The sequence below is a fragment of the Rubritalea profundi genome, assembly GCF_002954445.1.
GTDB classification, from domain to species: domain Bacteria; phylum Verrucomicrobiota; class Verrucomicrobiia; order Verrucomicrobiales; family Akkermansiaceae; genus Rubritalea; species Rubritalea profundi.
Genome location: NZ_MQWA01000001.1, coordinates 2,480,965 through 2,505,209, shown reverse-complemented (window position 1 = coordinate 2,505,209; position 24,245 = coordinate 2,480,965). Strand labels below are relative to the sequence as shown.

Annotated in this window: 21 protein-coding genes, 1 tRNA gene and 1 pseudogene; 8 read left to right on the top strand and 15 right to left on the bottom strand. The window is 49.7% G+C overall.

What is annotated here, in order from left to right; all coding sequences use genetic code 11:
- Positions 1-36: 36 nt before the first annotated feature.
- From BSZ32_RS10895 to BSZ32_RS18870, 10 genes are all read right to left on the bottom strand, one after another.
- On the bottom strand, positions 37-3,486 hold the full coding sequence (locus tag BSZ32_RS10895) for a TAT-variant-translocated molybdopterin oxidoreductase (RefSeq protein ID WP_105043434.1): 3,450 nt from the start codon (positions 3,484-3,486) through the stop codon (positions 37-39).
- Positions 3,487-3,521: 35 nt separating this feature from the next.
- Positions 3,522-4,262: a cytochrome c3 family protein gene (locus BSZ32_RS10890; RefSeq protein ID WP_105043433.1), complete on the bottom strand. Its 741-nt coding sequence runs from the start codon at positions 4,260-4,262 to the stop codon at positions 3,522-3,524.
- A 246-nt stretch (positions 4,263-4,508) separates the two neighbouring features.
- On the bottom strand, positions 4,509-5,486 hold the full coding sequence (locus BSZ32_RS10885) for a 2-hydroxyacid dehydrogenase (protein WP_105043432.1): 978 nt from the start codon (positions 5,484-5,486) through the stop codon (positions 4,509-4,511).
- Between the two features lie 256 nt (positions 5,487-5,742).
- Complete coding sequence (locus BSZ32_RS10880; RefSeq protein ID WP_105043431.1) at positions 5,743-6,654, bottom strand: 2-dehydropantoate 2-reductase; 912 nt, start codon at positions 6,652-6,654, stop codon at positions 5,743-5,745.
- Between the two features lie 106 nt (positions 6,655-6,760).
- Complete coding sequence (locus tag BSZ32_RS10875; protein WP_105043430.1) at positions 6,761-7,831, bottom strand: Gfo/Idh/MocA family protein; 1,071 nt, start codon at positions 7,829-7,831, stop codon at positions 6,761-6,763.
- Between the two features lie 26 nt (positions 7,832-7,857).
- Positions 7,858-9,270, bottom strand: coding sequence for an MFS transporter (locus BSZ32_RS10870; RefSeq protein ID WP_105043429.1), 1,413 nt, complete (start codon positions 9,268-9,270; stop codon positions 7,858-7,860).
- Entirely contained in the window at positions 9,267-10,124 is an 858-nt protein-coding gene (locus BSZ32_RS10865) for an FAD:protein FMN transferase (protein ID WP_165788790.1), read from the bottom strand. The genes BSZ32_RS10870 and BSZ32_RS10865 overlap by 4 nt, the downstream gene beginning before the upstream one ends.
- A 203-nt stretch (positions 10,125-10,327) precedes the next feature.
- Positions 10,328-11,461 carry a formylglycine-generating enzyme family protein gene (locus BSZ32_RS10860; RefSeq protein ID WP_105043427.1) on the bottom strand — a complete coding sequence of 378 codons (1,134 nt, stop codon included), beginning with the start codon at positions 11,459-11,461 and terminating at the stop codon, positions 10,328-10,330.
- Positions 11,462-11,465: 4 nt separating this feature from the next.
- On the bottom strand, positions 11,466-12,791 hold the full coding sequence (locus BSZ32_RS10855) for a Gfo/Idh/MocA family oxidoreductase (protein WP_105043426.1): 1,326 nt from the start codon (positions 12,789-12,791) through the stop codon (positions 11,466-11,468).
- Between the two features lie 11 nt (positions 12,792-12,802).
- On the bottom strand, positions 12,803-14,059 hold the full coding sequence (locus tag BSZ32_RS18870; RefSeq protein WP_165788789.1) for a 3-keto-disaccharide hydrolase: 1,257 nt from the start codon (positions 14,057-14,059) through the stop codon (positions 12,803-12,805).
- Positions 14,060-14,123: 64 nt separating this feature from the next.
- On the opposite strand from BSZ32_RS18870, the gene pyrB reads away from it, so the two are divergent.
- The 4 genes from pyrB to BSZ32_RS10830 all read left to right on the top strand — a co-directional run bounded on the left by pyrB (position 14,124) and on the right by BSZ32_RS10830 (position 16,434).
- Positions 14,124-15,209, top strand: a complete 1,086-nt coding sequence (pyrB, locus tag BSZ32_RS10845; protein ID WP_105043425.1) for an aspartate carbamoyltransferase — start codon at positions 14,124-14,126, stop codon at positions 15,207-15,209.
- 106 nt (positions 15,210-15,315) lie between these two features.
- The gene (locus BSZ32_RS10840; protein WP_105043424.1) at positions 15,316-15,603 is read left to right on the top strand and encodes a hypothetical protein; all 288 of its coding nucleotides are present in this window, start codon (positions 15,316-15,318) and stop codon (positions 15,601-15,603) included.
- Positions 15,604-15,616: 13 nt separating this feature from the next.
- The gene (locus BSZ32_RS10835; protein ID WP_165788788.1) at positions 15,617-15,892 is read left to right on the top strand and encodes a TfoX/Sxy family DNA transformation protein; all 276 of its coding nucleotides are present in this window, start codon (positions 15,617-15,619) and stop codon (positions 15,890-15,892) included.
- A 35-nt stretch (positions 15,893-15,927) separates the two neighbouring features.
- A complete protein-coding gene (locus BSZ32_RS10830) occupies positions 15,928-16,434 on the top strand; it encodes a hypothetical protein (RefSeq protein WP_105043422.1) in 507 nt (168 codons plus the stop codon).
- Between the two features lie 202 nt (positions 16,435-16,636).
- Here the strand turns inward: BSZ32_RS10830 and BSZ32_RS10825 are convergent, their stop codons facing one another.
- Positions 16,637-17,767 carry a citrate/2-methylcitrate synthase gene (locus BSZ32_RS10825; protein WP_105043421.1) on the bottom strand — a complete coding sequence of 377 codons (1,131 nt, stop codon included), beginning with the start codon at positions 17,765-17,767 and terminating at the stop codon, positions 16,637-16,639.
- A 153-nt stretch (positions 17,768-17,920) separates the two neighbouring features.
- On the opposite strand from BSZ32_RS10825, the gene tsaB reads away from it, so the two are divergent.
- Positions 17,921-18,592, top strand: coding sequence for a tRNA (adenosine(37)-N6)-threonylcarbamoyltransferase complex dimerization subunit type 1 TsaB (gene tsaB / locus BSZ32_RS10820; protein WP_165788787.1), 672 nt, complete (start codon positions 17,921-17,923; stop codon positions 18,590-18,592).
- 24 nt (positions 18,593-18,616) lie between these two features.
- Here tsaB and rnhA read toward each other — a convergent pair whose 3' ends face one another.
- Positions 18,617-19,090, bottom strand: coding sequence for a ribonuclease HI (rnhA, locus tag BSZ32_RS10815; RefSeq protein WP_105043419.1), 474 nt, complete (start codon positions 19,088-19,090; stop codon positions 18,617-18,619).
- Between the two features lie 36 nt (positions 19,091-19,126).
- Between rnhA and trmD the strand changes: the two genes are divergently transcribed.
- Positions 19,127-19,819 carry a tRNA (guanosine(37)-N1)-methyltransferase TrmD gene (trmD, locus tag BSZ32_RS10810; protein ID WP_240610616.1) on the top strand — a complete coding sequence of 231 codons (693 nt, stop codon included), beginning with the start codon at positions 19,127-19,129 and terminating at the stop codon, positions 19,817-19,819.
- A 255-nt stretch (positions 19,820-20,074) separates the two neighbouring features.
- Here trmD and BSZ32_RS10805 read toward each other — a convergent pair whose 3' ends face one another.
- Together BSZ32_RS10805 and BSZ32_RS10800 are read right to left on the bottom strand one after the other, a co-directional pair.
- Positions 20,075-20,428: a putative signal transducing protein gene (locus tag BSZ32_RS10805; RefSeq protein ID WP_105043418.1), complete on the bottom strand. Its 354-nt coding sequence runs from the start codon at positions 20,426-20,428 to the stop codon at positions 20,075-20,077.
- A 3-nt stretch (positions 20,429-20,431) separates the two neighbouring features.
- Positions 20,432-21,133 (bottom strand): hypothetical protein, encoded by a 702-nt coding sequence (locus BSZ32_RS10800; protein ID WP_105043417.1) that lies wholly within the window; start codon positions 21,131-21,133, stop codon positions 20,432-20,434.
- Positions 21,134-21,289: 156 nt separating this feature from the next.
- Between BSZ32_RS10800 and hemL the strand changes: the two are divergent.
- Together hemL and BSZ32_RS10790 are read left to right on the top strand one after the other, a co-directional pair.
- A pseudogene (gene hemL, locus BSZ32_RS10795) lies at positions 21,290-22,571 on the top strand (glutamate-1-semialdehyde 2,1-aminomutase).
- 216 nt (positions 22,572-22,787) lie between these two features.
- Positions 22,788-22,862 (top strand) — tRNA-Arg (locus BSZ32_RS10790).
- Positions 22,863-23,187: 325 nt separating this feature from the next.
- Here BSZ32_RS10790 and BSZ32_RS10785 read toward each other — a convergent pair.
- Entirely contained in the window at positions 23,188-24,102 is a 915-nt protein-coding gene (locus BSZ32_RS10785) for an EF-hand domain-containing protein (protein WP_129589721.1), read from the bottom strand.
- Positions 24,103-24,245: the final 143 nt, after the last annotated feature.

Here is a 24,245-nt window from a genome sequence, read left to right as displayed (position 1 = left end):
GTTGGGATAAAGGATGATGAAATCGGTGACTGCAGACTAGTGCATGTTGATAGTTGCCTTACCGACGTATTTGGCGCCCGGCATGCTGATATTAGGATTCTTCACACGTGCTAGGTAACTAGTCCGTGGTCGGGTGCCGATATAGTTAAGAAGGTCGTATGCGCGATCATTGATGATCTCGTTGTTCTTGTTCTTAATGCGGCTGATCATTGACTTAGAATCGAGAAGATTACCGAAGACAACTGCACCTGCTTGGCATGCGTCCTGACATGCGACGCGGACGCCGTCAGTCTTTGGCATGAGTTGCTCAGCAGTGATTTTTGACATAGTAGAACCACCAGCAGTTGCGAGTGCTTTTTCCTTAGCGAGCTTCTTAGCATCGATCTTAGCGGACTGGAGACGCTGCACACAGTAGGTGCACTTTTCCATCACACCACGCATACGAACTGAAACGTTCGGGTTGCGCTGGAGGTGCTTGGAGTCGCCTTCTTGCTTCTCACCGAGAGGACCTTTGTAGAGGTTCTTGTCGAGAAGTGGGTTACGCTTGTTGTAGTCGAAGAAGTTGAAGCGACGTGCCTTGTATGGGCAGTTGTTCGCGCAGTAACGGGTTCCGATACAGCGGTTGTACGCCATAGCATTGAGACCGTCTTCTGTGTGGACTGTAGCATTCACCGGGCAAACTGTTTCACAAGGAGCAGATTCACACTGCACACATGCCACTGGCTGCGGGATCATCTCTGGAGATTTCTCCCACTCGTCAGCATCAATGTATTTATCCGGTGCTGCAAAGTAGCGATCCATCCGGATCCAGTGCATTTCACGGCCCATTGCCACCTGAGTTTTGCCCACCACTGGGATGTTGTTCTCAGCCTGACATGCCACGAGACATGCATTACAACCATTACAGACGTTGAGGTCGATGGTCATTGCCCATTGCTGGGATTTATCAGAAAGGTGCGGAGTAGCGGTTTCTTTACCACCTGTCAGTGGGCCACCATTGGCTTCTTGCTTGTAGAGGCTCATGTTCATTGGAGCGTGGGAATCCATTCCCTGCTTCTGAACATTCGCTATCTGTGATGCGTAGTCTTTATGCGTCTTCTCGTCGGTCGCTGTGGAGATCTCACGAGCAATCGCGCGTCCGTACATCGAGTGGTGCTCCTGCGTACGAGCCATCTTGTAGGTCGTGCCATTTTCAGCACGAGCGATGGTTGCGCCTGTAGCGTAGTAGTCGTCTTCAGCACGGAGAGGGTAAGCATTGAAACCGGTATTCATGCCGACACAAGAAACGTTGCTCTTGCAGTCTTGGCTGTATGCTACGCCGCTTCCTTTGAACTCAGTCGCGAAGTTCTCATCGTAGCCTTGGCCATAACCGAGGGAGATAGATATCACGTTCTCTGCCATTCCGAAAGAAACGATCACTGGGCCTTCGAGAGTCTTGCCGTTTACAGAAATTTTAGCCACTGGAGCATAGAGACTTGGTCCTTCTCCTTCTTCAGGGACATCGGTCTTTTTGATCTTCGTTTCTGTAGCTATACCAATACCAGACCACCAAGCAGCACCAGCTTTCTCGAGCTCTACGAGTTCATCGTAGATGCCGAGGTCTTTAGCAGTTTGAGGTGCTACGTAGATCGCGTTATCCCAACAAACCTTGGTGATCGGGTCTGGAGCTTCTTGCAGCCATGCGTTGTCGATGTAACGACCGTCTAGAACGGAACCGTCAGTCGAGTAAACGATGTCGAGAGCATCTACAGACGGAACAGGCTGGGCGGTAAGTGACGGAGCACTCACAGCAGCAATGCCTTTGTTCGCTACTGCGTACTCGGACTTGAAGAATCCTTCACGAAGAAGTTTCATCCATGCCGCTTGCTTTGCTTTAGCATTGGATCCGTTACTCACGGCATCAAATGTTTTACGCACTGCTGAGTATGCTGGTGAAACTGCTTTTACATCCAGCATAGAATTATGGAGCTCACCGTCAAGAAGACCAGTAAGTAGCTCGAACTCAGAAACTCCACCGTAAAGCGGAAGGATCATTGGCTGAACGATGGTGTAAACACCATAAGATGTGTATGAGTCACCCCAGCTTTCGAGGTAGTTCGCCGCAGGAATGTGTAGGTCAGCTGTGTTTGCTGTAGCATTCAGAGTCTCGCCTAGCTGCACCACTTTCACCTTAGCGAAGGCCTTAGCGAGCGCAGCGCTCTCGTGCACTGGGTTTGCTGGTGTGAGGAGAATGACTGTGTCGAGCTGCTTAACATCTGAGATGAGTTGCTTCACACTTCCAAGGCCAGCCTTGTTAGTCTGCACAGGCTTGAGCGTTTTACCGAACGAACCGAGCTTAGTATTGATCAGGTGCGCGAGATCGTGAAGATCTTTGCCGTAACGAGATCCGAGAAGCACGACTGCTTCGCCACGGTGCTTCATGAGATCTACCGCACATGCTTTGATCCATTGCGCTTTTTTCCCCTCAAATACGCCACCAGGAATGGTGACAGAAACACCGAACTCAACAGCGAGCGCTGCGAGGAATCGACCAATTTGAGAAGGAGCCACAGGAGCGCGGTGGTCAGCCATTCCACCAGTGAGACTGAAGTTAGGCTCAGCGATGTAGAGACGGTTGAGGCTATCTTTAGTCTCTAAAGCAGTTTTGTCGTAATCGCGACCGTTCACATGGCGGCGATCGTAGAAACCTTTTACCGGGCCTTGTTTGTCGAGCTCGAGGAAGTCCGAGTCGACTGAAAGTATGCACTTAGCGTCAGAGAAGTCTGCAATGACATCCACACCAGGTCCGTAAATTGCCTCGTTAGATTCTTTGCGGCCCGCACCAGCGAGAGCTTCGTAGCTGTAAAACTTAGCGCCAGAGAATTTCTCGGCGAGCTCAACACGAAGCCGAGTCCTTGTTGCTGAATCATCTTCACCAAACACAAAACCGATCTTACCGGATTTGGTGAACTCGGTGAGTTGCTTTTCAGCGGCTGCGCGAGACACTTTATTTCCTTTGTTCAGGAAGTCACGTGAGCGAGCCGGATTGTAAAGATTGAGAACAGATGCCTGCATGAACGCGCCGTGACCATCATTCTCAGGGTGAATGCGGTTAGGCTCGAGCTTGGTCGGGCGTCCTTGGTGGTTTGTCACTACTGCTGGAATTGCGCCGCCGGCTTGTGGCATGGAAGATGCATAGTAAAGTGGCTTACCGGGAATCACCCACTCAGGAGCATTCACGTAAGGGACTATCAATGTTTCAGGGCGACGACATGACGCGAGACCAAAGCCTGCTAGCGCTGTAGAAGCGCCCATGACTTTTAGGAAATCACGGCGGGACGACTCGCGGTCATTTTCGTCGATCATTGTCTCAGCAGCACGCGGGAATTCACGTTCTACCCACTGGCGTAGGCCAGTAGTGTCTTCGAGTTGACCTGCACTACGCCATGCTTTTGTGACGTTTTCACCGGCAGGTGCTTCAGGATGTTGCCATTTACGTTTGCTCATTTTCAGCAGAAAGGTTGGTAGTTAGATAAAGTGGATTAACGATGACAAGTGGCGCAGCTTTCTTTCGGCTGAATGTCCCAGTGATTCTTGAGGAATGTGCCAACTACATGTTGAACTTTTTCTTCAGAATCTGCGGGTGAGTATAACTCACCGAATACAGCCTTCTGGAACTCTGGATTAGCCTCAACGTAGTTCTTAGCGGTGTAATCGAGATTAAATACTTCCTCGAGCGGGCGGAGGTGCTTCTCAGGCGCTCGGTGGCAATCAAGACAGAACCCCATGGAAAGGCTCTTCGCGTGGTAAACTTCAGGCATCTCGTTGACTTGACCGTGGCAACTCACACAAGAGATTCCGCGACTAAGGTGCGCAGAGTGATTGAAGTAAACATAATCAGGTGACTTGTGGACGCGGACCCATTTCACTGGATCGCCGGTGTAACCTTCATATGTCTTGTCAATCGCACGGCGGAGAGGAACAAGCTCTTCACTATCAGTCTTCACGTGCTGGTGACAAGTCCAACAGCGATCAGCCGTAGGAACGTTAGCGTGGCCAGATTCCTCTACGAACGAATGACACAGACGGCAATCAAGACCGAGCTGTTTCACGTGCAACTCATGATTATAAGGAATCGGCTGGTCGGGCATGTACCCGACACGCGTACTCTTTGGCGTACCGTAGTATGTAAATGCTATAGCAATACCAAATGCTAGTGATCCTATACAAATCGCTATTTGGATTGGTATGAGGTTGGAGTATCGTGGGAAAATGTTGGCCATGACGGTCTTTCTTGTACGTGCTTGTGAAATTTTTCACAAGGCTTTTTTGAGTTCTATTTTGGCGGCGCGATTATTACCATGAAACGCCACTTGGCAATCCGAAAAATTGCCAGCGATCTTTTTTTGCTAAATCCTTCATCCTCTGACTTACACAACAGCATTTCTGTGACGCATCTGACTACAAGATTAGTTAGGAGAGGTTAGACTCTAACTCTACAGCGATAGATTTGGTGTAATTCCAGCCACTCACTTCACCTCATTTACCAGCTCACTTCCGGACGCATAAGCCATAATATTCTCCCCAGTCGTTTCAACGATTCCCTGAAGCGCCTCTTTGGTAAAAAATCCCTGATGGCCTGTGATCAGAACGTTAGGAAATGTCATCAAGCGCATCAGCACATCATCCTGAATAATCCCTGACGACTGATCGTCAAAAAAGTAGTCCTTCTCTTCTTCGTACACATCCATGCCGAGGTAGCCAAGTTGACCAGACTTTAGGGCATCAATCGACGCCTTTGCATTCACCAGCCCACCACGCCCAGTATTGATCAAAGTAAAGCCACGCTTTGACTGTGCAAATGTTTCAACATCATAGAGATGGTAAGTTTCCTCCATCAACGGACAATGCAAACTCACAATATCAGCTTGGGAGAACAATTCCTCCTTAGTCACTAGGGTGTATTGCCTAGCCTCCTCAGACGGGTACGGATCGCAGACGATCACCTTACAGCCAAACCCTTTCATTATTTGACAAAAAACGAGTCCAATCTTGCCCGATCCAAAGACACCGACTGTCTTACCAACCAAGTCGAAACCCATTAGCCCATTAAGTTCAAAATTGCCTTCGCGTACCCGGTTGTAAGCTCGGTGCGTTTTCCTGTTCAGAGTCAACAACATCGCAACCGCATGCTCAGCGACCGCGTGTGGGGAATACGAGGGAACCCGCGCCACCATGATCCCCAGCTCAGCCGCCGCCACAACATCCACATTATTGAACCCCGCGCAGCGCAATGCGACAAACCTTACACCCGCTGCATACAGCAGCTCTAGGACGGGACGATCTAACTCATCATTCACAAACACGCATACCACCTCAAACCCCAAGGCCAAACTCGCGGTCTCGACCCCAAGGTGGTCTTTCAAGAATAGGAACTCATGCTCTTCTCCACACTCTTCAAATAATTCCCGATCGTATTCCTTAGCTGAATAGAATGCTATTTTCATGCACCCTAACAACCACGTTCACTCTAAAATTTCCAGCCGATTATCTACAATTCTACGTAATCCTTAGCTGTAAATCCTGACAACTCCGTTACCCAAATATCAAAAATAGTTATCTGAAATTTACTTCAAACTCTTGACTATTTAGCAATTCTGGCGATCTTACCATTGGTTCCCATCCGGGAGCTACTTGGGGTTGTCTCGTGTTTTTTGTTTTTTTCATGGGGCAGCCCTTTTCTCTCTCCACTTTGGCTTCAATTTACAATACAGCCTCTATTCGGACTGCCAACTCCTCCATCTCAGGCACCGGAACTTCTAATCGATGAGCCACGGCAAGTGGAGTTTCCCAAATCGCCTCGAACTCAACTGGTCGACCTTCCACAAAGTCAATCATACTGGAGGGACGATAGGCCCCCATCGGCAAGGTAATCTCCACCTGGTGATCGATAAAACTCTGCGGGATGGTATGCCCAAGAGCTGCCGCCACAGCAACCACCTCGGCCATGATTGCTCGCACCTTTGCTTCTAGACCTCGCTCATGTAACAACACAGCCGTATCCACCCCACCTTCAGCAATTGCTAAACCATTGAATGGCACGTTCCACACCAACTTCATCCAGAGAGCTTTCTCCAAAGAATCAACGGCTTCACAAGGGAAATGAGCACCACTGAAAACTTCCGCCACTTTCTCCAGCCTCGCACTTTTCCCTCCCACAAATTCACCGATGCGGATCAGACCTGAGGCTGTGTGAGAGACCACACCTAGACTCAGGCGGTTGATACAAACAAAACAAAGGCCCGCCATAATTCTCTCAGCTCCGAATAGATCTGCTAGGTGCTCACAATTCCCCAGACCATTCTGCAAGGTGATAATGGCAGTATCGGGGCCCAGCAATGGCGAGATCACCTCATGAGCCATAGCATTTGATGTAGTCTTCCAAGCCACGATCACAAGATCCACTGGCCCAATTTCTTCAGAGCTTTGAGCACACTGGACGTCATCGAGATAAAAATCCCCAGCCACACTGCGCACTTCGAGCCCGTGCTCTTTCACATGCTCGTAATCTGAACGCAGCAGAAACGTCACATCCTCCCCTGCCCGCGCCAGTCGTGCTCCGTAATACGAGCCCACCGCCCCAGCTCCCACAATTGCTATTCTTCCTAGTCCCATTTTGTTTTTCTAAAATTCTCAACCATGGAGTAATCGATTCCTCCAGAAAAAGCAATGGCCTCATCCGATGATCGGATGAGGCCATGAAAGTGGAAATGCCTGAATACTAGTCGAGGTGCACGATCTCTCCTGTGCGAAAGGATTTGTCTGCAGCTTCCACGATCTTCATGGAGTTGATAGCATCATCCATGTGGTCGGTTAGATCCACATCGTTTTGAATAGCATCAAGCAGGAACAACTGCTCGCGCTGGCAAAGCTCATCGTGATCCGGTTCGTCGCCGGTTTCCTCCCAGACGTCTTTCTTGACAAATTGGTTGTTAGCATCGAGCTCAGCGAAGTGGCGGCGCAGAGTATTTGTCTTGGTATGCGCATCGACATCGGAAGAAGCGCCTTCACCGGCAGCCTCTTTCGCTTCGATAGTCACGCAGCCCTTAGGCCCTACGACATCTTTCACGAAGAAAGCCGTCTCAGACATCATTGGACCCCAGCCTGCTTCATACCAACCAACTGATCCGTCTTCGAAAGTCACCTGTAGGTGACCGTAGTTGATTTTACCTTCAGGTATTTCATCGGAAAGACGCGCACCTAGTCCAGCAACGCGCACCGGCTTGGAACGAGTCATCTGGCACATGACATCGACGTAGTGGACACCACAGTCAACGATCGGGCTGATAGAGGACATGAGATTCTTATGCGTCTCCCAGTTGTCTCCGAAAGATTGCTGGTTGAGGTTCATCCGCATCACTAGCGGCTTGCCGAGGTCGTGCGACATCTCGATGAATTTTTGCCACGATGGATGATGCCGTAGGATGTAACCAATCACCAACTTGCGGCCATTGGCCTTCGCTGAATCGACAATTTCCTGCGCTTCTTCCACAGTCTCAGCTAGCGGCTTCTCGATGAACACATCACAGCCAGCTTCAAAGGCAGCTTTAGCAAATAGTGCATGAGTGTCTGGGTAAGTTGAGATGGAAACAGCATCCGGCTTGGTCTCTTTGAGTGCCTTGTAGAAATCATCGTAGAGCGCGTAACCTCCACCAAGTTCTTCATTGAGCTTCTCGCGAGATCCAGCAGAACGTGTGCAGATACCGACGATCTCGAACTCAGGAATATTGTGGTACGCCAAGGCATGGGAACGTCCCATATTGCCTGCACCTGCGCATAGAATTTTGATCATAATTGTTTAGTGTGTGTATTTTAAAATTAGTCTTGAGGTTCGTCGTCAGTTTTCACTTTGTCCCAAAATGTGAGTCCAAAGATGACAAAAATGACAGCGGCCATGATAGCTGGGAAAATCCAGTAGTTGCTCCAGTCAGCCATATTTGAACTAATGAGGTCAGTGTCTACTAAATCGGAGTAACCTTTACCAAACATGTCAGCCAATTGCTCTAGCGTATTTTTACTTGGCTCACCTTCTTTAATCTTAGCGATACTCGTAACGAGTTCAGCTGATGGCGGAGTTCCATATGTTTCTCCATTTTGGACGAAAGTGTTAGGAAGGGCCGGGAGAGAGATTTTTGTGAATGGCCAATTCCCTCCACCAAAAGCAAATGCATAACCAATAAACATTCCTATTCCCTGCGTGAGAAATACGATCAAACTCTGAGCCTGACCTCGCACTTCTTTAGGGGCCTTCTTGTCAGTGTAAATAAATCCTGTAACGAAGAAGAAGTCGTAACAAATACCGTGCAGAGCCACACCCAATAACAACATCCAAGCAATTTGATTTGATGCTCCAGCAGCAAACAGAGCGTACCGCGCCACCCAACACCCCATACCAATGAGTAGCATCTTTTTTACTCCAAGCTTCCGGAAGAAAAACGGAATCAATAACATGAATATGATTTCGGACATCTGACCAATTGTCATGGTCGATCCAGATTCTTTATAGCCTGCTGCAGTTAAGAAATCAGCAGTCTGTCCGTAATAGTAAGCCAGCGGAATACAAATAAGAGTCGAACAGATTGCAAAGACCGCGAACGATTTATCTTTGAGCAGCTTGAACGCATCAAACATTAACAATGATCGAATATTTACCGCCTGCCCCTTGGCTGGAGCGGGAGTGTGAGGCAAAGTGAAACTAAATAGCCCTAGAAGCAACGTTGATGCTGCTGCCAACCAGAAAATATTCAACGAGATTGACCACCCGACAAAGCCAATAACTAGACCAGCAACAATCCAGCCTATCGTCCCCCAGACTCTAGCCTTAGGGAACAGTTCCTGAGGGAGGTGGGTGAAGGTGATCGTATTACCCAAGCCCAGAGTCGGCATGTAGCAGAACATGTAAGCAATCATCAAATTTACAATCAAGGGACCTTGGGAAGCTCCTTCTGGAGCAATAATTGCAATATAACTCATTATTACTCCTCCAATCACTAGAAGAACGCCCATTACTTTTTCAGATGGGAAAAATCGATCCGCTACTAGACCTAAGAAAAGCGGAGCAAAAATAGCAGCGAGTGGAGCACTCCCATAAGCGCCACCAATAATGCTTCCTAGATCATGCGCATTTAGAGCTGGTTTGAGAGTTGCGAACCATGATCCCCATGCAAAGAATTGCAGGAACATCATGATTGAGAGTTTACTGTAGTTATTTTTGTTTTCTGTGCTGCTCATGGTAGCTGTAGTGTTGGAAAGTTTTTGGTGCTGCTAGTGTTTTGCTGATAGGGAATAAATAGAACCTCTAGCTGGGGCTCTTTGTTGGCAATTCTGACGGCTTCTTCTGTGGGCAAGATTCGTAGGGCTGTGGCCCAGGCATCAGACTCCATCGCGGTGGGGGCTATGGTCGTCACGTTGAGGCGATTGATTTTACTTTGCTTAGTAGCGGGGTCAATGAGGTGAGATTGGCGTTTGCCGTCGGCTTCGAAAAATTGATAACTATCACCAGAGGTGGATAGAGCCGTGTTCGCTAACACTATTTTACCGATGACCTTATGTTCTGGATCTTCAATGCCAATGTGCCAACCTTTTTTTTCTGGAGGAGCTGCAGCGAGGACTGTCTCACCACCGACAATGATTGCGGCATGGGTGATTCCAGCTCCTTTAAGAATATCCATAAGTTGATCTCCTATGTATCCTTTACCGATGCCTCCTAGGTCAATTTTTAGCGACTTTTGCAGAGTGATGGCTTTCTTATCGTGGTCGAGAATGAGATCTCGATAGCTCGGAGCTCCCACCGAGGGATTTTCCAGCATGGTTAGCTCTCTCCATGCCTGGGTGTGCTTACCGAGGGTGACATCAAATGCTCCGTTAGATTTTGCCGAAATGGCCTGAGCTTGAGCAATCACTGAGAAAAGTGCATCACTTACCTTGTGCGCTTTCCCTATAGGTTTTGCGCACAGTTCGCTGACTTCGCTATCTGCACGATAGTCAGAAAGTATGGTGTCTAAATCTTTGACTCGTTGAAAACAACTCTTAGCTAATGTATCAGCATGCTCTTTCTCCTCAGAATAGAAAACGAGACGCACCATGGTGCCTAAATGAGGGGCTGAATAACTGCACCTTTTCAGCTCTGATCTAGGAGGCGGACTTGATGATTCCTCCTCCCTTGGACTACAGCTGAGAACTGATAGACAGAGAAAGAGGGGGATAGGTGTGATTCTTCTCATGTATTTCTAACTTGGCGATAGCTACATTGCAGCCAAATCATCACCCTCTGACCTGCGTTTTGTAATTAGTCCTCTGCTACACCAGAATTCCAGTAGTGATACATTTCTTCTGCAGTCGGTATTTTACGTGGGCGAACGATACGTATTCCTGGATAGGGTTCACGAGTATGATACCATTGGCTTTTAGGGCCTTGTGGGTCATCTTTTTTCCAGATTGGATCTGATTGCAGGCGCGCTGACGCTTGCACGTCATTGAGCGGCAGCTTCCAAAACCCACCCTTCGCGACATGTGGGTATGGCTTGGTTGCTTTCACCCATGGATTGACTACCTTCTTCTTACCAAAATGGGCCTGCCTATTCGGAACGTATTGATCAAGAGTCCACTCTAGCACATTGCCATGCATGTCATAAAACCCCCAAGCATTGGGTTTTTTCTGAGCGGGCTTTTGATAATGTGAGCCAGCTTCACCTGCGAGCCATGCATATTTACTCGCATCTGCAGGATCGTCTCCCCAGCTGTATTTAGTTTTACTGCCAGCACGGCAGGCATATTCCCACTCGGCTTCAGTAGGAAGTCGGTAGAAGTGGCCAGTTTGGAAGCTGATCCATTGACAATATTTGTTAGCTGCATGCTGAGTCATGCCTATTGCGGGATGACCATCACGAGCCATGCCAAATGTCATGGGGTGGTAGGGAGTTGTGGGACGAGCCAGGAAGTCGAGATCACCTTTGATTTGCTCTCGCATAAAATCAGGCAATTGGCCGTCTTTCGTCCGTGGTAGCACGGAGTACATAAAGGGATCATACTCTTCCCATGTAACTTCGGCTTTGCCCATCCAGAAGGCAGAGAGATCCACTTCTAGAGTGTCACCCTCCTTCTCACCTTTCCAAGTGAAACTACCAGCTTTGACCGGTAACATCTCAAACTGCGCTCCCGAATTAAGCGTCTTTTTATACGCGATAAAGGGCTTTTCCGTACTATTGTTGACCTTATTCTTTATTTGCTGATAGTCAGTGACGCGCTTGTGAATGACTTGAGCTAGGCGCATTTGCTCCTCGTCGAAATCACCTTTAGCGAGAGCTGGTTTGATATCAGCAACGGGTTGAGCTGCGTCCACAGTCTCAGCACCAACACAAAGTGCGGCTAGTGCTGAGATCGCTAAAATTGCCCTGCTAGAGTTAATTTCTAACTTAATCATTCACTTAAATAAATTTTGTTTTACCAGGGATTGGTGATTTGCGCGCTGTAAATGGAGTGTCAAAGTTGAGCCCTTTAGACTCAACAAACACATCTTTGGAACTCATAATTTGCTTATCAGTGAGCAACGCTCCTGTGTAGCCGGCTGTGCGTCCCATTATACAGATGGCGTGTGTAATATCGAACTTATCGATCACGTCGTTATAAACCTTCCCCTTGCGAATGTGCTCAGTAAAGATCTTGTGCTCATTCACGTAGCCAAGTCCACCTGAGCTTTTCCAGATGGTCTTACCATCACGAACTAGAGAGACATTCTGCCCTTTTGCAATAGCATGACCTTTACTACCTGTGATTACATCACCGCTAGCTGCGTAGGTGCCAGGAATCTGACGACCGAAGAAGTCTGCCACGCGTCCATCTGCATATTCGTAGCGAAGGGTAAACTGATCCCAGGCGTTCGCGGCTTCTACTGGTATGATGTTTCCTCCATTAGCAAAACACCTGGCTGGAAGAGTATCTCCCATAGCCCAAGACATCCGGTCAATTCCGTGAATCATGTACTCCAAGGTTCCGTCACCACCTAATTCGACAAAGTTTTGCCAATACCTAAGCGACCATTCCATATCAGACATGCTCGCGGGCTTGAACTTGATATCAGGCATTTTATTTGGTCTTCCGCCACCACAGTAGGACGAAGAGGTGGAGAGCACGTCGCCAATCTCACCACCTTGAATGCGCTTGTGCATCTCCATAAGGGCAGAGCTATAGCGCCAAACTAGACCTGTGAGAACTGACTGTCCATTGCTCTGAGCCTTCTTAGCGCTATCCATGACGCTTTTAAGTCCTGGAATATCTAGCGCGAATGGCTTCTCAATAAAGACATGCTTTCCTGCATCCACTGCAGCCTTAAAGTGCAACGGACGGAAAACTGGCGTAGTCGTCAGCAAAATAATATCAACTCCACTATCGATCACTTTTTGATAGGCATCAAAACCGACAAAGTGACGCTTGCCACCGCCTGTATCGACACGACCAGAGAATTTCTTCTCGATACCGCTCACTTTTTTCATGCGATCATCAAAGATATCACCAACAGCCCAGAGGATAGTATCTGGATCAGCGGTCAAGATATCTCTCACTGCTCCAGCTCCTCGGCCACCTAGGCCGACGACTCCTACTTTAAGCTTTTTCTTTCCAGCTCCGTCAGCGGCGCTAAGCGATGGGAATACTAACGGGCTAAGCCCCAGTGCGGCAGTGCCGATTGATGCTTTTTTTACGAAATCACGTCGCGTAGACTTAGACTCTTCGTTTGATGGTTGTTGATCTGACATAATAGGTGTTTTTAAAGTTCTTTGATGGATAGGTTACGGAACTCAAGAGCACTTCCGTGGTGCTGCAGAGCGATTGGTCCTTCAGATGGAACGTCAGGGAGTTGAGCGTTCTCAATCACTGTCTTGCCATTGAGCATCACAGTCAAACGGTCTCCATTGAGCGTGATCGCCATACGGTTCCATGCGCCAATCGGATTGTCTGCTGGGACTTTAGGTGTGAGTGCTGCTCGGATCTCTTGGCTAAATTTACGATTCATGCGGTATCCGTAAACCTCACCTGAGCCACAAGGCCAGTTCCAGAGGTTGACTTGTGAACGATTGTTGCCACGTAGGTAGATCCCACTATCAAGCTCGATCACATTCTTTGATATTGGCTTACCATTGGCATCCTTCTTTGTCTCGCCCGTCGCGGGGTCCAGCACTGGACGATCGAGTCGCTTGGCAGATGTCTCAGCCCAACGCCAATCAAACACCATGGTGAAATTCTTATAGCTCTTCTCAGTCCAGAGATTCTTGTCCTTGGCGGTGGATTTACTGTCGTAGTAAAGCACATCGCCGCGTGGCTGCCAGTGACCTTCGTGCCCTGGCTCTTGTTTCCAGCCACCCAGGCTCTTGCCATCGTAGAGTGCTTTGAAACCGGTGAGATCTACTTTCACCAAACTAGTATCCTTGATCTTAATATTTCGAAATGCCACTGGATCTCCATGGCCGCAGAATGCAATAAAGCCTGAGCGACGCTTTACGCCCACGTGCTTTGGAAATTTCTTAGCCAGCTCGTCGAGGTTCGCATCATTGATGACAACACCATTGAGTTCGATCGCCACATGGTTACCATTGACAACCACGCGCTGCTTATTCCACTCGCCTACTGGCTTGAGGTGGCCATGCTTGGCTGCCTGTACCTTATAAAGGCCACCATGGAATTGTGATTCCTTGAGCTTGGCGTACTCTGGGTGCGTGTCATCGAGAATTTGCAGCTCGAGCCCAGTATAGGCGGGATCCCCCTTACCTGGGTAATGAACGCCCAGGCCATTGTTGCCACCAGCTGGCAATTTGAATTCAAAATCGAGCACATAGTTCGAGTACTCCTTTTTAGTCATCAGGTTCTTCCCCTTCGGCGTGCAAACGATGGTCCCATCCTTTACCGCATACCCCTCACCAGTCCAGCCAGTGAGGTCTTTGCCATTGAAAAGATCAATGAAGCCCTCTTCGGCGAGCGTGAGCTGACTGCAGAGTCCTGCAAAAATTAGTGTTTTAAATATTCTCATGGTTTCAATTGTGTGAGTTAAAATACGTAGCTCCGTCAAATAACTTACAATAAATGCACCGTTCATGCATTTCCGTATGAACCTCTGCAAGGAAGATCAAACTCGATCACTTGTCCACTACGAAAGAGGGAGCAAGCAACTCTCTTTCGTCTTTCAAACAATGACTTCCGCTCGGCTCGCTCACGCAAAAGTTTCTTGTAAAAGGGAAAAGACTTCTCACACCTCACTTCTTGCTTCTTACTTCCTCCGTATGCATCACGTCCTCACTGCCGACCAATTTTCCCGCGCGGACCTCGACCGCATCATGCAGCGCTCCGCTGAAATGGAAGCCATCCTCAAGCAAGGCGGCACCAAGATGTGTGATGGGAAAATCTTAGGCGCGCTCTTTTACGAGCCCTCCACCCGCACCCGTCTCTCCTTTGAGACCGCCATGCTCCGACTCGGCGGCAGTGTCATCTCAGAGAGCGATGTCACCTTTTCCTCCCAATCCAAAGGCGAAGTTATCGAAGACACCATCCGCATCGTCGGCGGCTATTCAGACGTCATCGCTATCCGCACCAAGGTCAAAGGCGAAGCAAAAGTCGCAGCACACTACTCCCCTGTCCCAGTCCTCAACGGCGGTGACGGCAGCGGCGAACATCCCACCCAGTCGCTTCTCGACCTCTACACCATCGTCAAACACCACAACATAGGCAACGAGCCTCTCAATATAGCTTTCGTCGGCGACCTAAAATACGGCCGAACCGTCCATTCTCTCGCTAAAATCCTGCGCAACTACGAGGGAGTCTCCCTCCAATTCGTCGCCCCAGAAGCCATCCAAATGCCGTCCGAATACGTCAACAGTCGCGACAGCATCCACACCACGCTCACCGACGAAATCCTCCAGACTGCCGATGTCATCTACGACACCCGAATGCAGAAAGAACGCTTCGAAGACATCGAGCAATTTAACCAAGTCAAAAATGCCTTCATCTTCACCCCAGAAATGGTCCACAAGATGAAACCAGATGCCACCCTCATGCACCCACTGCCACGGGTCAACGAGATCATGCAAGCTGTCGACAGCCTCCCCCAAGCACGCTACTTCGAGCAAGCCCTCAATGGCGTACCCATCCGCATGGCCCTCATAGCCGAAGCGCTCGAGGTCTAACTTCACGGATCGCTGCCAGTGATCAAAAAATTTTGCCCAGCCAGCAAATCTGCGCTTCTCTAGGGAATTCTCAGCTCTGAGATACCGATATTCACCAAAAGTAACCATGCCACCTAACGTACTTCTCAAGTCTGCCCACTCCGGCAACCCTATGCCCGATGGACTCAACAGCTCACACCAAGCTCTCTGGCTAGAACAAGCCGGTGACTGGCACAAAGCACACGACATGTGCGACACCGTCCCCGACCCTGCAGGTTCGTGGATTCACGCCTACCTTCACCGTGTCGAAGGCGATCTCTCCAATGCCTCCTATTGGTACCACCGCGCCAGTAAAGAAATGCCAACCTGTAGCCTCGACCAAGAATGGCTCCAGTTGGCTGAAGAGCTGGCATGAAGTCCATTCAGCGATGACTCAACCACTGGCAGACCTCCCCAACTTAGGAGAAAAAACAGCCGACTGGCTTCTAGCCGCTGGCATTCCCAGCGAGTTCGAACTCCGACAGCTAGGCACTATTGAGGCCTGCCGCAAGCTCCTACTCAACGGTCAGGACATCAACCTCCTCATGGCCTACGCTCTAGCTGGCGCCATCCACGACCACCATTGGAATAAGCTCCCGCCCTCTCTCAAACAAGAAACCCGCCAGAACTTCCGAGCACTACAGCAAAAATTGGGATTGAAATAATCACAGCTAACAAGTTAGATTGCGGCCTGCTCGATATGCGCTTTACCTCTACTCTTATTCTCCTACTAGGACTGACATCTGCAGCCCACGCGGGGATGACGGTCATCACCTTGACCGATGTCGCAAAGATGCGGATCGAGTCGCTTTCCTTCTTCATCGCCGCCTACCTATTGATGGCACTCTTCGTCAAATGGCTCTGGAACTACCTAGCGAAGTCGTTTGGGAAACTCCCGATGCTCAACTACAGACGCGCACTCGCGCTGGCTCTCATTTCTGGGCTATTCCTCTACGTCGTCCTCACCATGATCTCAGGCGCCCGTGAGCTCCTCACGCCTGGCGCTTGGCAGAAGAAGGGCTACGGCTACAAGCTCGAAGAATCAGCCACTTCAGGCCCCGATCGTAGTGCTCAGGCTACCCAACTACGGGACATCCTCTGGCAATTTGCCAAACAGAATGACGGCCACTTCCCCAGCAGCCTGTTCATTGATGAAATCACCCTCACGGGCGCACAGAAGCACTTCGCAAAAAACGAACTCAATTGAAGTCTGACACCTCGGGCTCTGAACTCTAGGCTGACTTCTGCTAGCGGTCTCTCTGCCAAGCCTACAAGGGATTTTAACCCCCGAGTCAGTGAGCCCTGTCGACCACACATAAAAACACCCCATATCTAACTAAAGACATGGGGTGTTGTAAATTTATGAGGCAACCACCGTACGGCAATCTCACCTCTAATATCTAAAACTCCTAGCGCTCGCTAATAGGAGTCACTGGGGAAAGTGTCGCAGGTCCTACGTACTTAGTAAGTGGACGATAGAGGCGGCTGTCTTGCAGCTGCTCTAGAACCTGTGCTGTCCATCCTGACATACGCGCGATGGCGAAGATCGGTGTGAACAGGTCCGTTGGGATACCGAGTGAGTAATACACTGTAGCTGAGTAGAAATCGACGTTGGCATTGAGCCCCTTGCGCTCACGCATGATTGTAGCGATACGCTCAGACATGTTGATCCACTTTGACTCACCGAGTTCGTCAGTCAGCTTGATTGCCATTTTCTGGAGGTGTGGAGCACGCGGATCGAGCACCTTATAGACGCGGTGGCCGATACCCATGATCTTCTTCTTATTGACGAGGCAATCTTCTACAAACGCATCCACAGCATCTTCGCTGCCGATTTCCTTGAGCATCTTGATCACTCCTTCGTTAGCACCACCGTGAAGTGGGCCCTTGAGAGTACCAATCGCAGATGTCATTGCGGAGTAAATATCAGAAAGTGTCGCAATAGTGACACGTGCAGAGAATGTGGAAGCATTCATGCCGTGGTCGGCGTGAATGATGTAGGCAACATCCAGTGTGCGAGCTTCAGCTTCTGATGGCACTTCGCCATTGATCAGGTAAAGGAAGTGTGCTGCTTCTGAGAGATCAGTGCGTACTGCTGGAAGCTCCTTGCCCTGACGAGCGAGGTGGTAGTAAGCAACGATCACTGGTGTCTTCGCTACAAGTGAAAGAGCTACTTCGCGGTTGAGTGCGTGGTCTGGCTCGCCAATCTTAGCGCGGCTATCAAAGATACCGAGCATAGATACTGCGGTACGAAGCACGTCCATAGGAGTTGCGTCAGCTGGAAGTGACTTGAGGAATGTGATCACCTGCTCAGGTAACTCACGGTCATTACGCAACTTCGTTTCGAAAGCGGCTAGCTCTGCAACATTTGGAAGACGGTTATTGTGGAGAAGGAAGGTAACTTCTTCAAAACTGCAGTTCTCGACGAGATCATCGATGCTGAATCCTAGGTAGGACAACTTACCTGCGAGTCCTTCAACCTTTGACAAGGCGGATTCATTCGCTACTACTCCTTCTAAACCTTTTGCGTAATCGCTCATAACTATTCTGGTGAAAATTGTTCATCCGACTACAGATTAGCCGAGTGACACGAGAGAGAAACATGGAGACACTCATTCTTTCAAGAGCGAATCGACATGAATCTGAAAGATTTTACATATTTACCATGAATTTTATTCAACGAACTGTTTAACGTGCCTAATATCCTCGCAATCGAAACCAGCTATCCAGCTGCCAGCATCTCCCTCAAGTTAGGTGAACAACCTACTCATTCTGAGTGTTTTGAAAGCCATCGGCAACAAAACCAACTGCTCTTCAGCCCACTCAAAAAGTTACTAGAGCTGATACCCGAAGGAGAGAAGCTCGACCTCATCCTCATCGGCACCGGTCCTGGATCTTACTCAGGCTCGCGCATATCCATCGCTGCAGCCCAAGGAATCGCCGTAGCTCACGACTGTCCAGTCGTCGGCCAGTCCTCATTTCTCGCCACCCCCACCTGGTTAACTGGCAAGCCCAGCATTGCAGTAGGTGACGCCCGCAGAGGTTCCTACTTTATCGCTGAAATAGCCTCGCACAGCCTCCCCCAGGAACCGCAACTCATGGAACGAGACGCCTTTGACCAAAAAATAAACCAGTCCTCAGATGCGATTTTCTCGCTAGATCCAACCCTGCAGCTCACTGGCGACCAGCCACTCCCCCAAGAACTCGCAAGCGCAGAGCAACACATAGAAGCCTGGCTCACTCTATCAGAGGAGAATAGGAAAACTCAGCTCAACACCCCTCCCGCACCAACCTACCTCCGTGGCCCATTCATCACCAAAGCCAAACCCGGCCACCCGCTCCTCCGAGGCAAAGTGAAAAAGTAGCTCGTAGCATGTAGCCGGCACTTCTCACTTCTCACTTCTAAACCCCGCATCCACTGGCAAATCCTCCCCCTCGGTCGATCCATAGGCGAGCTCATCACAGCGTTCGTTCATCGGATTTCCAGCGTGCCCCTTGACCCAGCTCCAAATCATTTTGTGCTGAGCCTGAGCTTTATCCAACCGCTGCCATAGTTCAGCATTCTTAAGTAGTTTGTTAGGCCCCCGGCTCCAGCCCTTCTTTTTCCAGCCGTGAATCCAACCTTTTGCCATAGCATCGATCACATACTTCGAATCTGAAATCAGCTCGACTGCACAAGATTGCTTCAGTGCCTCCAACGCCACAATCGCCCCCATAAGCTCCATCCGATTGTTCGTCGTCTTTAGAAAACCACCACTGAGTTCCTTCTTGTGCTGGCCAGTTATCAAGATCGCGCCGTAGCCACCTGGCCCGGGATTCCCCCGCGACGAACCGTCGGTATAGATAGTCACATTATGTTTCATGCCAATCCAGTAGCCTCAACGCTTGAAACTTCCAACTTGAAACTTCATTCTCTCACCATGCGCATCGATATTCTCACACTTTTCCCAGAAATAGCCCTCGCCCCACTCAGCGAGAGCATCATCAAACGCGCTAGGGAAAAGGATCTCGTCGAAATCCACGCACACAACCTACGCGACTGGACCACAGACAAGCACCGCAAAACCGACGACTACCTCTGCGGTGGCGGCCAGGGGATGCTGCTCAAACCTGATCCGATCTTCGCAGCTATCGAAGAACTGCGTAGCGATAACTGCCAAGTCATACTCATGACTCCACAGGGCAAGCAATTCAAACAAGCAATCGCCCAGCAACTTTCCACCGCACCACACCTGATCATCCTTTGTGGCCACTACGAAGGAGTCGACCACCGCGTGATCGAGCAACTCGTCGACATCGAACTCTCCATCGGCGACTACGTGCTCACTAACGGAGCCATCGCTGCCGCAGTGGTGACCGATGCCATCGTCCGTCTCATTCCTGGCGCACTAGGTGATCAACGATCCCACCAAGAGGAATCCTTCACGGACCCAAACATGCTGGAAGCTCCAGCCTACACCAAGCCTAACACCTTCCGCGACATGAAGGTCCCGGACCTCCTCCTCTCAGGAAACCACAAAAAAATCGACGCGTGGAAGAAAGAAAAAGCACTAGAGCGCACCCGCCAGAACCGTCCAGACCTACTACAATAGAAATCGTTGTATAGACCAGCACTGTGAGATCTATTCTAGACAGAATTATCAGGATTGCTCAAAATTTCACAAAATTGATTTCTATGCTGGTGTATTAGTCCTCTTCAAGATCTGTTAAATCCGCGTCATCCGCGACAAAACACACTCCCCTCTCCGCAATATGGCGAGAGCATCGCCCCCCCCCATTGGTTAATTCTGTAAATTCTGTCGAGCGCCGCAGGTAACAACCGAGATAGCCACTCTAGCCTAGCAGGCCTACAATAAAGCCTGAATGATAGAACTAGCCGCATACAAGAGCATCAGGATAATCAGCAGCGTCCCTAACCAAAGTACCAGCTGCATTCCTGCTGAACGCTTGTAACTAATGGGACGCCTAACCTCCTCCTCCACGACATTGCCATCTCTAAGGCTGCGGATCAACTCCACCGAGCGCTCATAGTCAGCGTCATCACTCACCCACAATTCGGGATACACCTGGGTGAAAGGAATCTCGCCAGTCGCCAGAGCTGCATATTCATTCTTCACCATGGTCTTGACTCCCTCCTCCTCTAACAATGACTGGTAATAGCCCACCATCGTCATGTCCTGATCTTCGTAAACTTTGCGCATAATCTAAAATCCAAAAATGATGGGTGGAACGATGATCCGGATGTTGCCAGCACTATTGTTCTTAAGACTCGAAATAGCAGTAACCACATTATTCTCGAACTCTATTGTAAGCTTCTCCTGTTCCTCGATTGTCACATGTGAGAAACGGCGAAACACCTGACCAGTCCTTGGATCTACCGTGTTTGTGTAGTGCTTCTGCTCCTTGCCCTTAATAAACTCCCACTTTCCGGTCCTGCCGTCCTTAGTGATTCGGCTTTCCTTCTTAGTTGGCTGCCCGACCGACTGCTCCACTTCATCGATGGTCATCCCTATCGCTACCTCTTTATTGGCAATCAACTCACGAATTGCCAATTCACGCTCATAGTATTGCTTCAACTCCTCAACGAATTTAGGCTGCTTCGATGCTAGATTTTTAGGCGAAACCCAACCAGTCACTAGGCTGTGCTTGGCCTTCCCTTTCACCTTATACCCCTTATCCGTCATCCCTAACAACCTGAGCTTGGTATCAACTGGGTAGGTCCCTAGATTAGACCCTCCCTTCTTCGTCGCAAATACCGTAGCCTCCTTTACCACTAACAAGATCATCTCATCATTGGCTTCAAAAAAAACCACCTCAGGGTCATTATCCAGCAAAGAACCAGCAAAACAAAGTGAGCTGCCGACCACACTGAACACCACTGATAAAAAGGCCAAAATGAATTTCATGCTCTAACTATGCCGCAAATCCCTCCATCCAGCAAACTCGTTCTTCTACTAGATCTCCTTCACCGTCAGATTGTCAAAAAAAAGCATCGCTCATGACGCCAATTTTTGACAAACCCACTGCAGACTCATTTCTAAATATTTAACAAATCAATCACCATGGTAGGCCCACTCTCCAAAAAACTTTTCGAAAAAGCTAAGACCCTCATCCCAGGCGGCGTAAACTCGCCCGTACGCGCCTTCAAAAACGTCGACGGCGATCCCTTTTTTGTCCGCAGAGCGCAGCTCGCGCATCACTGATGTAGACGACAAAACCTACATCGACTACGTCGGCACATGGGGGCCTGCTATCCTCGGCCATGCTCCTATCCTGATCACCCAGACCATCCATGAAGTCGCCAAAGATGGCATCTCATTCGGCGCTCCATGCCCGTGGGAAATCGAGATGGCTCAGACCATCGTCGACTGGGTTCCCTCTGTCGAAAAAGTCCGTATGGTAAACTCCGGCACAGAAGCCACTATGTCATCCATCCGTGTCGCACGCGGATTCACTGGCCGTGACAAAGTCATCAAGTTCGACGGTTGTTATCACGGCCATGTCGACCACCTGCTCGTAGCAGCTGGCTCCGGCGCCCTCACCCACGGTGAGCCCGACTCAGCCGGCGTGCCGAAAGCATTCTCAGACCACACCATCGTCCTGCCATTCAACAATGAAGCGGCAGTCAAAGAAGTCTTCGACGCCATCGGCGACCAAATCGCAGCCATCATCCTAGAGCCATTCCCAGCCAATGCTGGACTCGTTTTCCCTCGTGAGGGCTACCTGCAGTTCCTCCGCGACATCACCAAAAAGCACGACACCATCCTCATTTTTGACGAAGTCATGACCGGCTTCCGAGTTGCCAAAGGCGGCGTCCAGGAACTCGTCGGCATCACACCTGACCTTACCTGCATGGGTAAAGTCATCGGTGGTGGTCTTCCAGTAGGAGCCTTCGGTGGTCGCGCTGACATCATGGACTGCCTCGCCCCCATCGGCCCAGTCTACCAAGCCGGAACCCTCTCAGGCAACCCACTCGCAATGGCCGCCGGCCTCGCCCAGCTCAAAGCACTCGATGCCGCTGACGGCTACACCCAGCTCGAAGCCAAAGGTGCCCAGCTCGAAGCTGGCATCCGCAAGCTTCTAGAAGAAAATGGCCTCAACTACACCTTCCACCGTGTTGGTTCTATGTTCTGTCTCTTCTTCACCGACAAAGAAATCTGGAATGTCGACGACGCCAATGGCGCCGACATGGACGCCTTCAAGCGCTACTTCGCCGCCCTCCTAGACGACGGAGTCTTCATCGCCCCAAGCCCCTACGAAACCGGCTTCCTCTCACTCGCCCACAGCGCCGGCGACATCGAAGACACCCTCGACGCCATGGCCAAAGCATTCAAATCCATCTAATTTAGATAGTAACAAGTAGCTAGTATGTAGTGACTAGCAGCGAAAACGAAATCTTTTGAATCCGCGCAATCTGCGACGCGCGCCTTTTATCAAAATTTACTATTGTAAGGCGGGAACTTTCCCGCCTTACTTCGTTTATCCAAGCGGGCGTTAGGAAAATAACTTTCTCCTTTTTCCTCTTCTCACTTTTTCCTTCCGAGCCACGCTCGGACCAAAGGTCCCATGGTGTAACGGATAACACATCGGTTTCCGAAACCGATAATTCGAGTTCGATTCTCGATGGGGCTACCATTTATAAATCAACAAAACCCTCATTCCACATTGGATGAGTGTTTTTTTTGATTGCCGTAGAAGAGTGCTTCCACCCTCTTTCCTCCAGTCTAGCTTGAAATGTGCTCTCCCCTCCTAATTTCTAATTCCTAATTTGCCACCGCCCCGCATGACAACCAAACATGACTATGAGACAGACTAAATGGCACGAGCCTAAGGATTAGCTACGGTGAGGCTTGTGCTGGGGTTGTGCTTGCTCAGAAGGATTTGTTAGAGGTCTTGGATTCTTAGACTAAGTGCAACACCTGATCGTCGTAGAGCTATGCGCGGTCTATAGTAGGGGGGGTTATGGCCGCTGGGGTGAACGACGTCTCTCTTCCTTGGAATTAGATTCGCCGTGTCGCTCTCCGTGCTTTGGTCCACCTTTACGCTCTTTCATCTGGTGCATCAGGCGGTAAGGTTGGTGCTCCATCATGTATTCAAAGGCTGCTTTTTTCTCTTCCCCATTGAGCTCACCGTCCTTGTCAGAATCAAAGCTGTCTAGCATTTCCAGCTTTTCTTGCTCGTGCGCATTGTGCCGTTCCTCTTCGGAAAGTTTACCATCGCCGTCAGTGTCATACTTGAGGATAAGTTTCTTCTTGAGCTCCGCCATGCGCCGCTGTATCACCTTTTTTGCCACAGCCTTTTCAGCTTCAGAAATTTTGCCATCTCCATCAGTGTCGAACTGCTCCACGAAGCGTTTTTTAGCCTTGGTCGTTCTACCAGACATCACGCCTTGATTGCGTCGCATCTCTTTGTGAGCCTGCTGACGTTCTTCTTCAGAGAGCCTGCCGTCGCCATCCTTATCAAATTTGTTGAGCATATGCTCACGCATTTTATTTCCTCGTTGGCCAAAACCTTTGGATATCTCATCGCGCGCAATGCGGCGTTCTTCCTCAGATAGCTTGCCGTCTTTGTCTTTATCAAATCTTTCAAGATAATGCTTATAGCGCACGCCATGAGGAGGCTTATTCCCTCTCTCGCCATTAGGTTTACCCTCTGCTGGGCGTCCAGCTGGGCGACCTCGCTGTGGTCGAGCTTCACGTGCAGCTTTGCGCTCGTCTTCAGAAAGCTGACCATCTTTATCGAGATCAAAGCGCTTGAGCATGTCTTTGCGTGAGGGTCTCCGATCTCCTTCTCCACGCGGTTGTCCTTCTTGCGCAAGCAGCGCGGAAGTGAGACTTAGAAATAAGGTGGCTGTAGTGATCGAAATGAGCTTCATGATGGGGACTAACTTTGGTTCAAGATTCGCAGCATAGCCGCGAGATCCAACAAGTGAAACCCGCAATTTGGCCAAAAGTTGCAGAACCCACAAAAAAATCAGCTCACCTCCAAGTGAAGGTGAGCCGATGGTCAAAATAATTT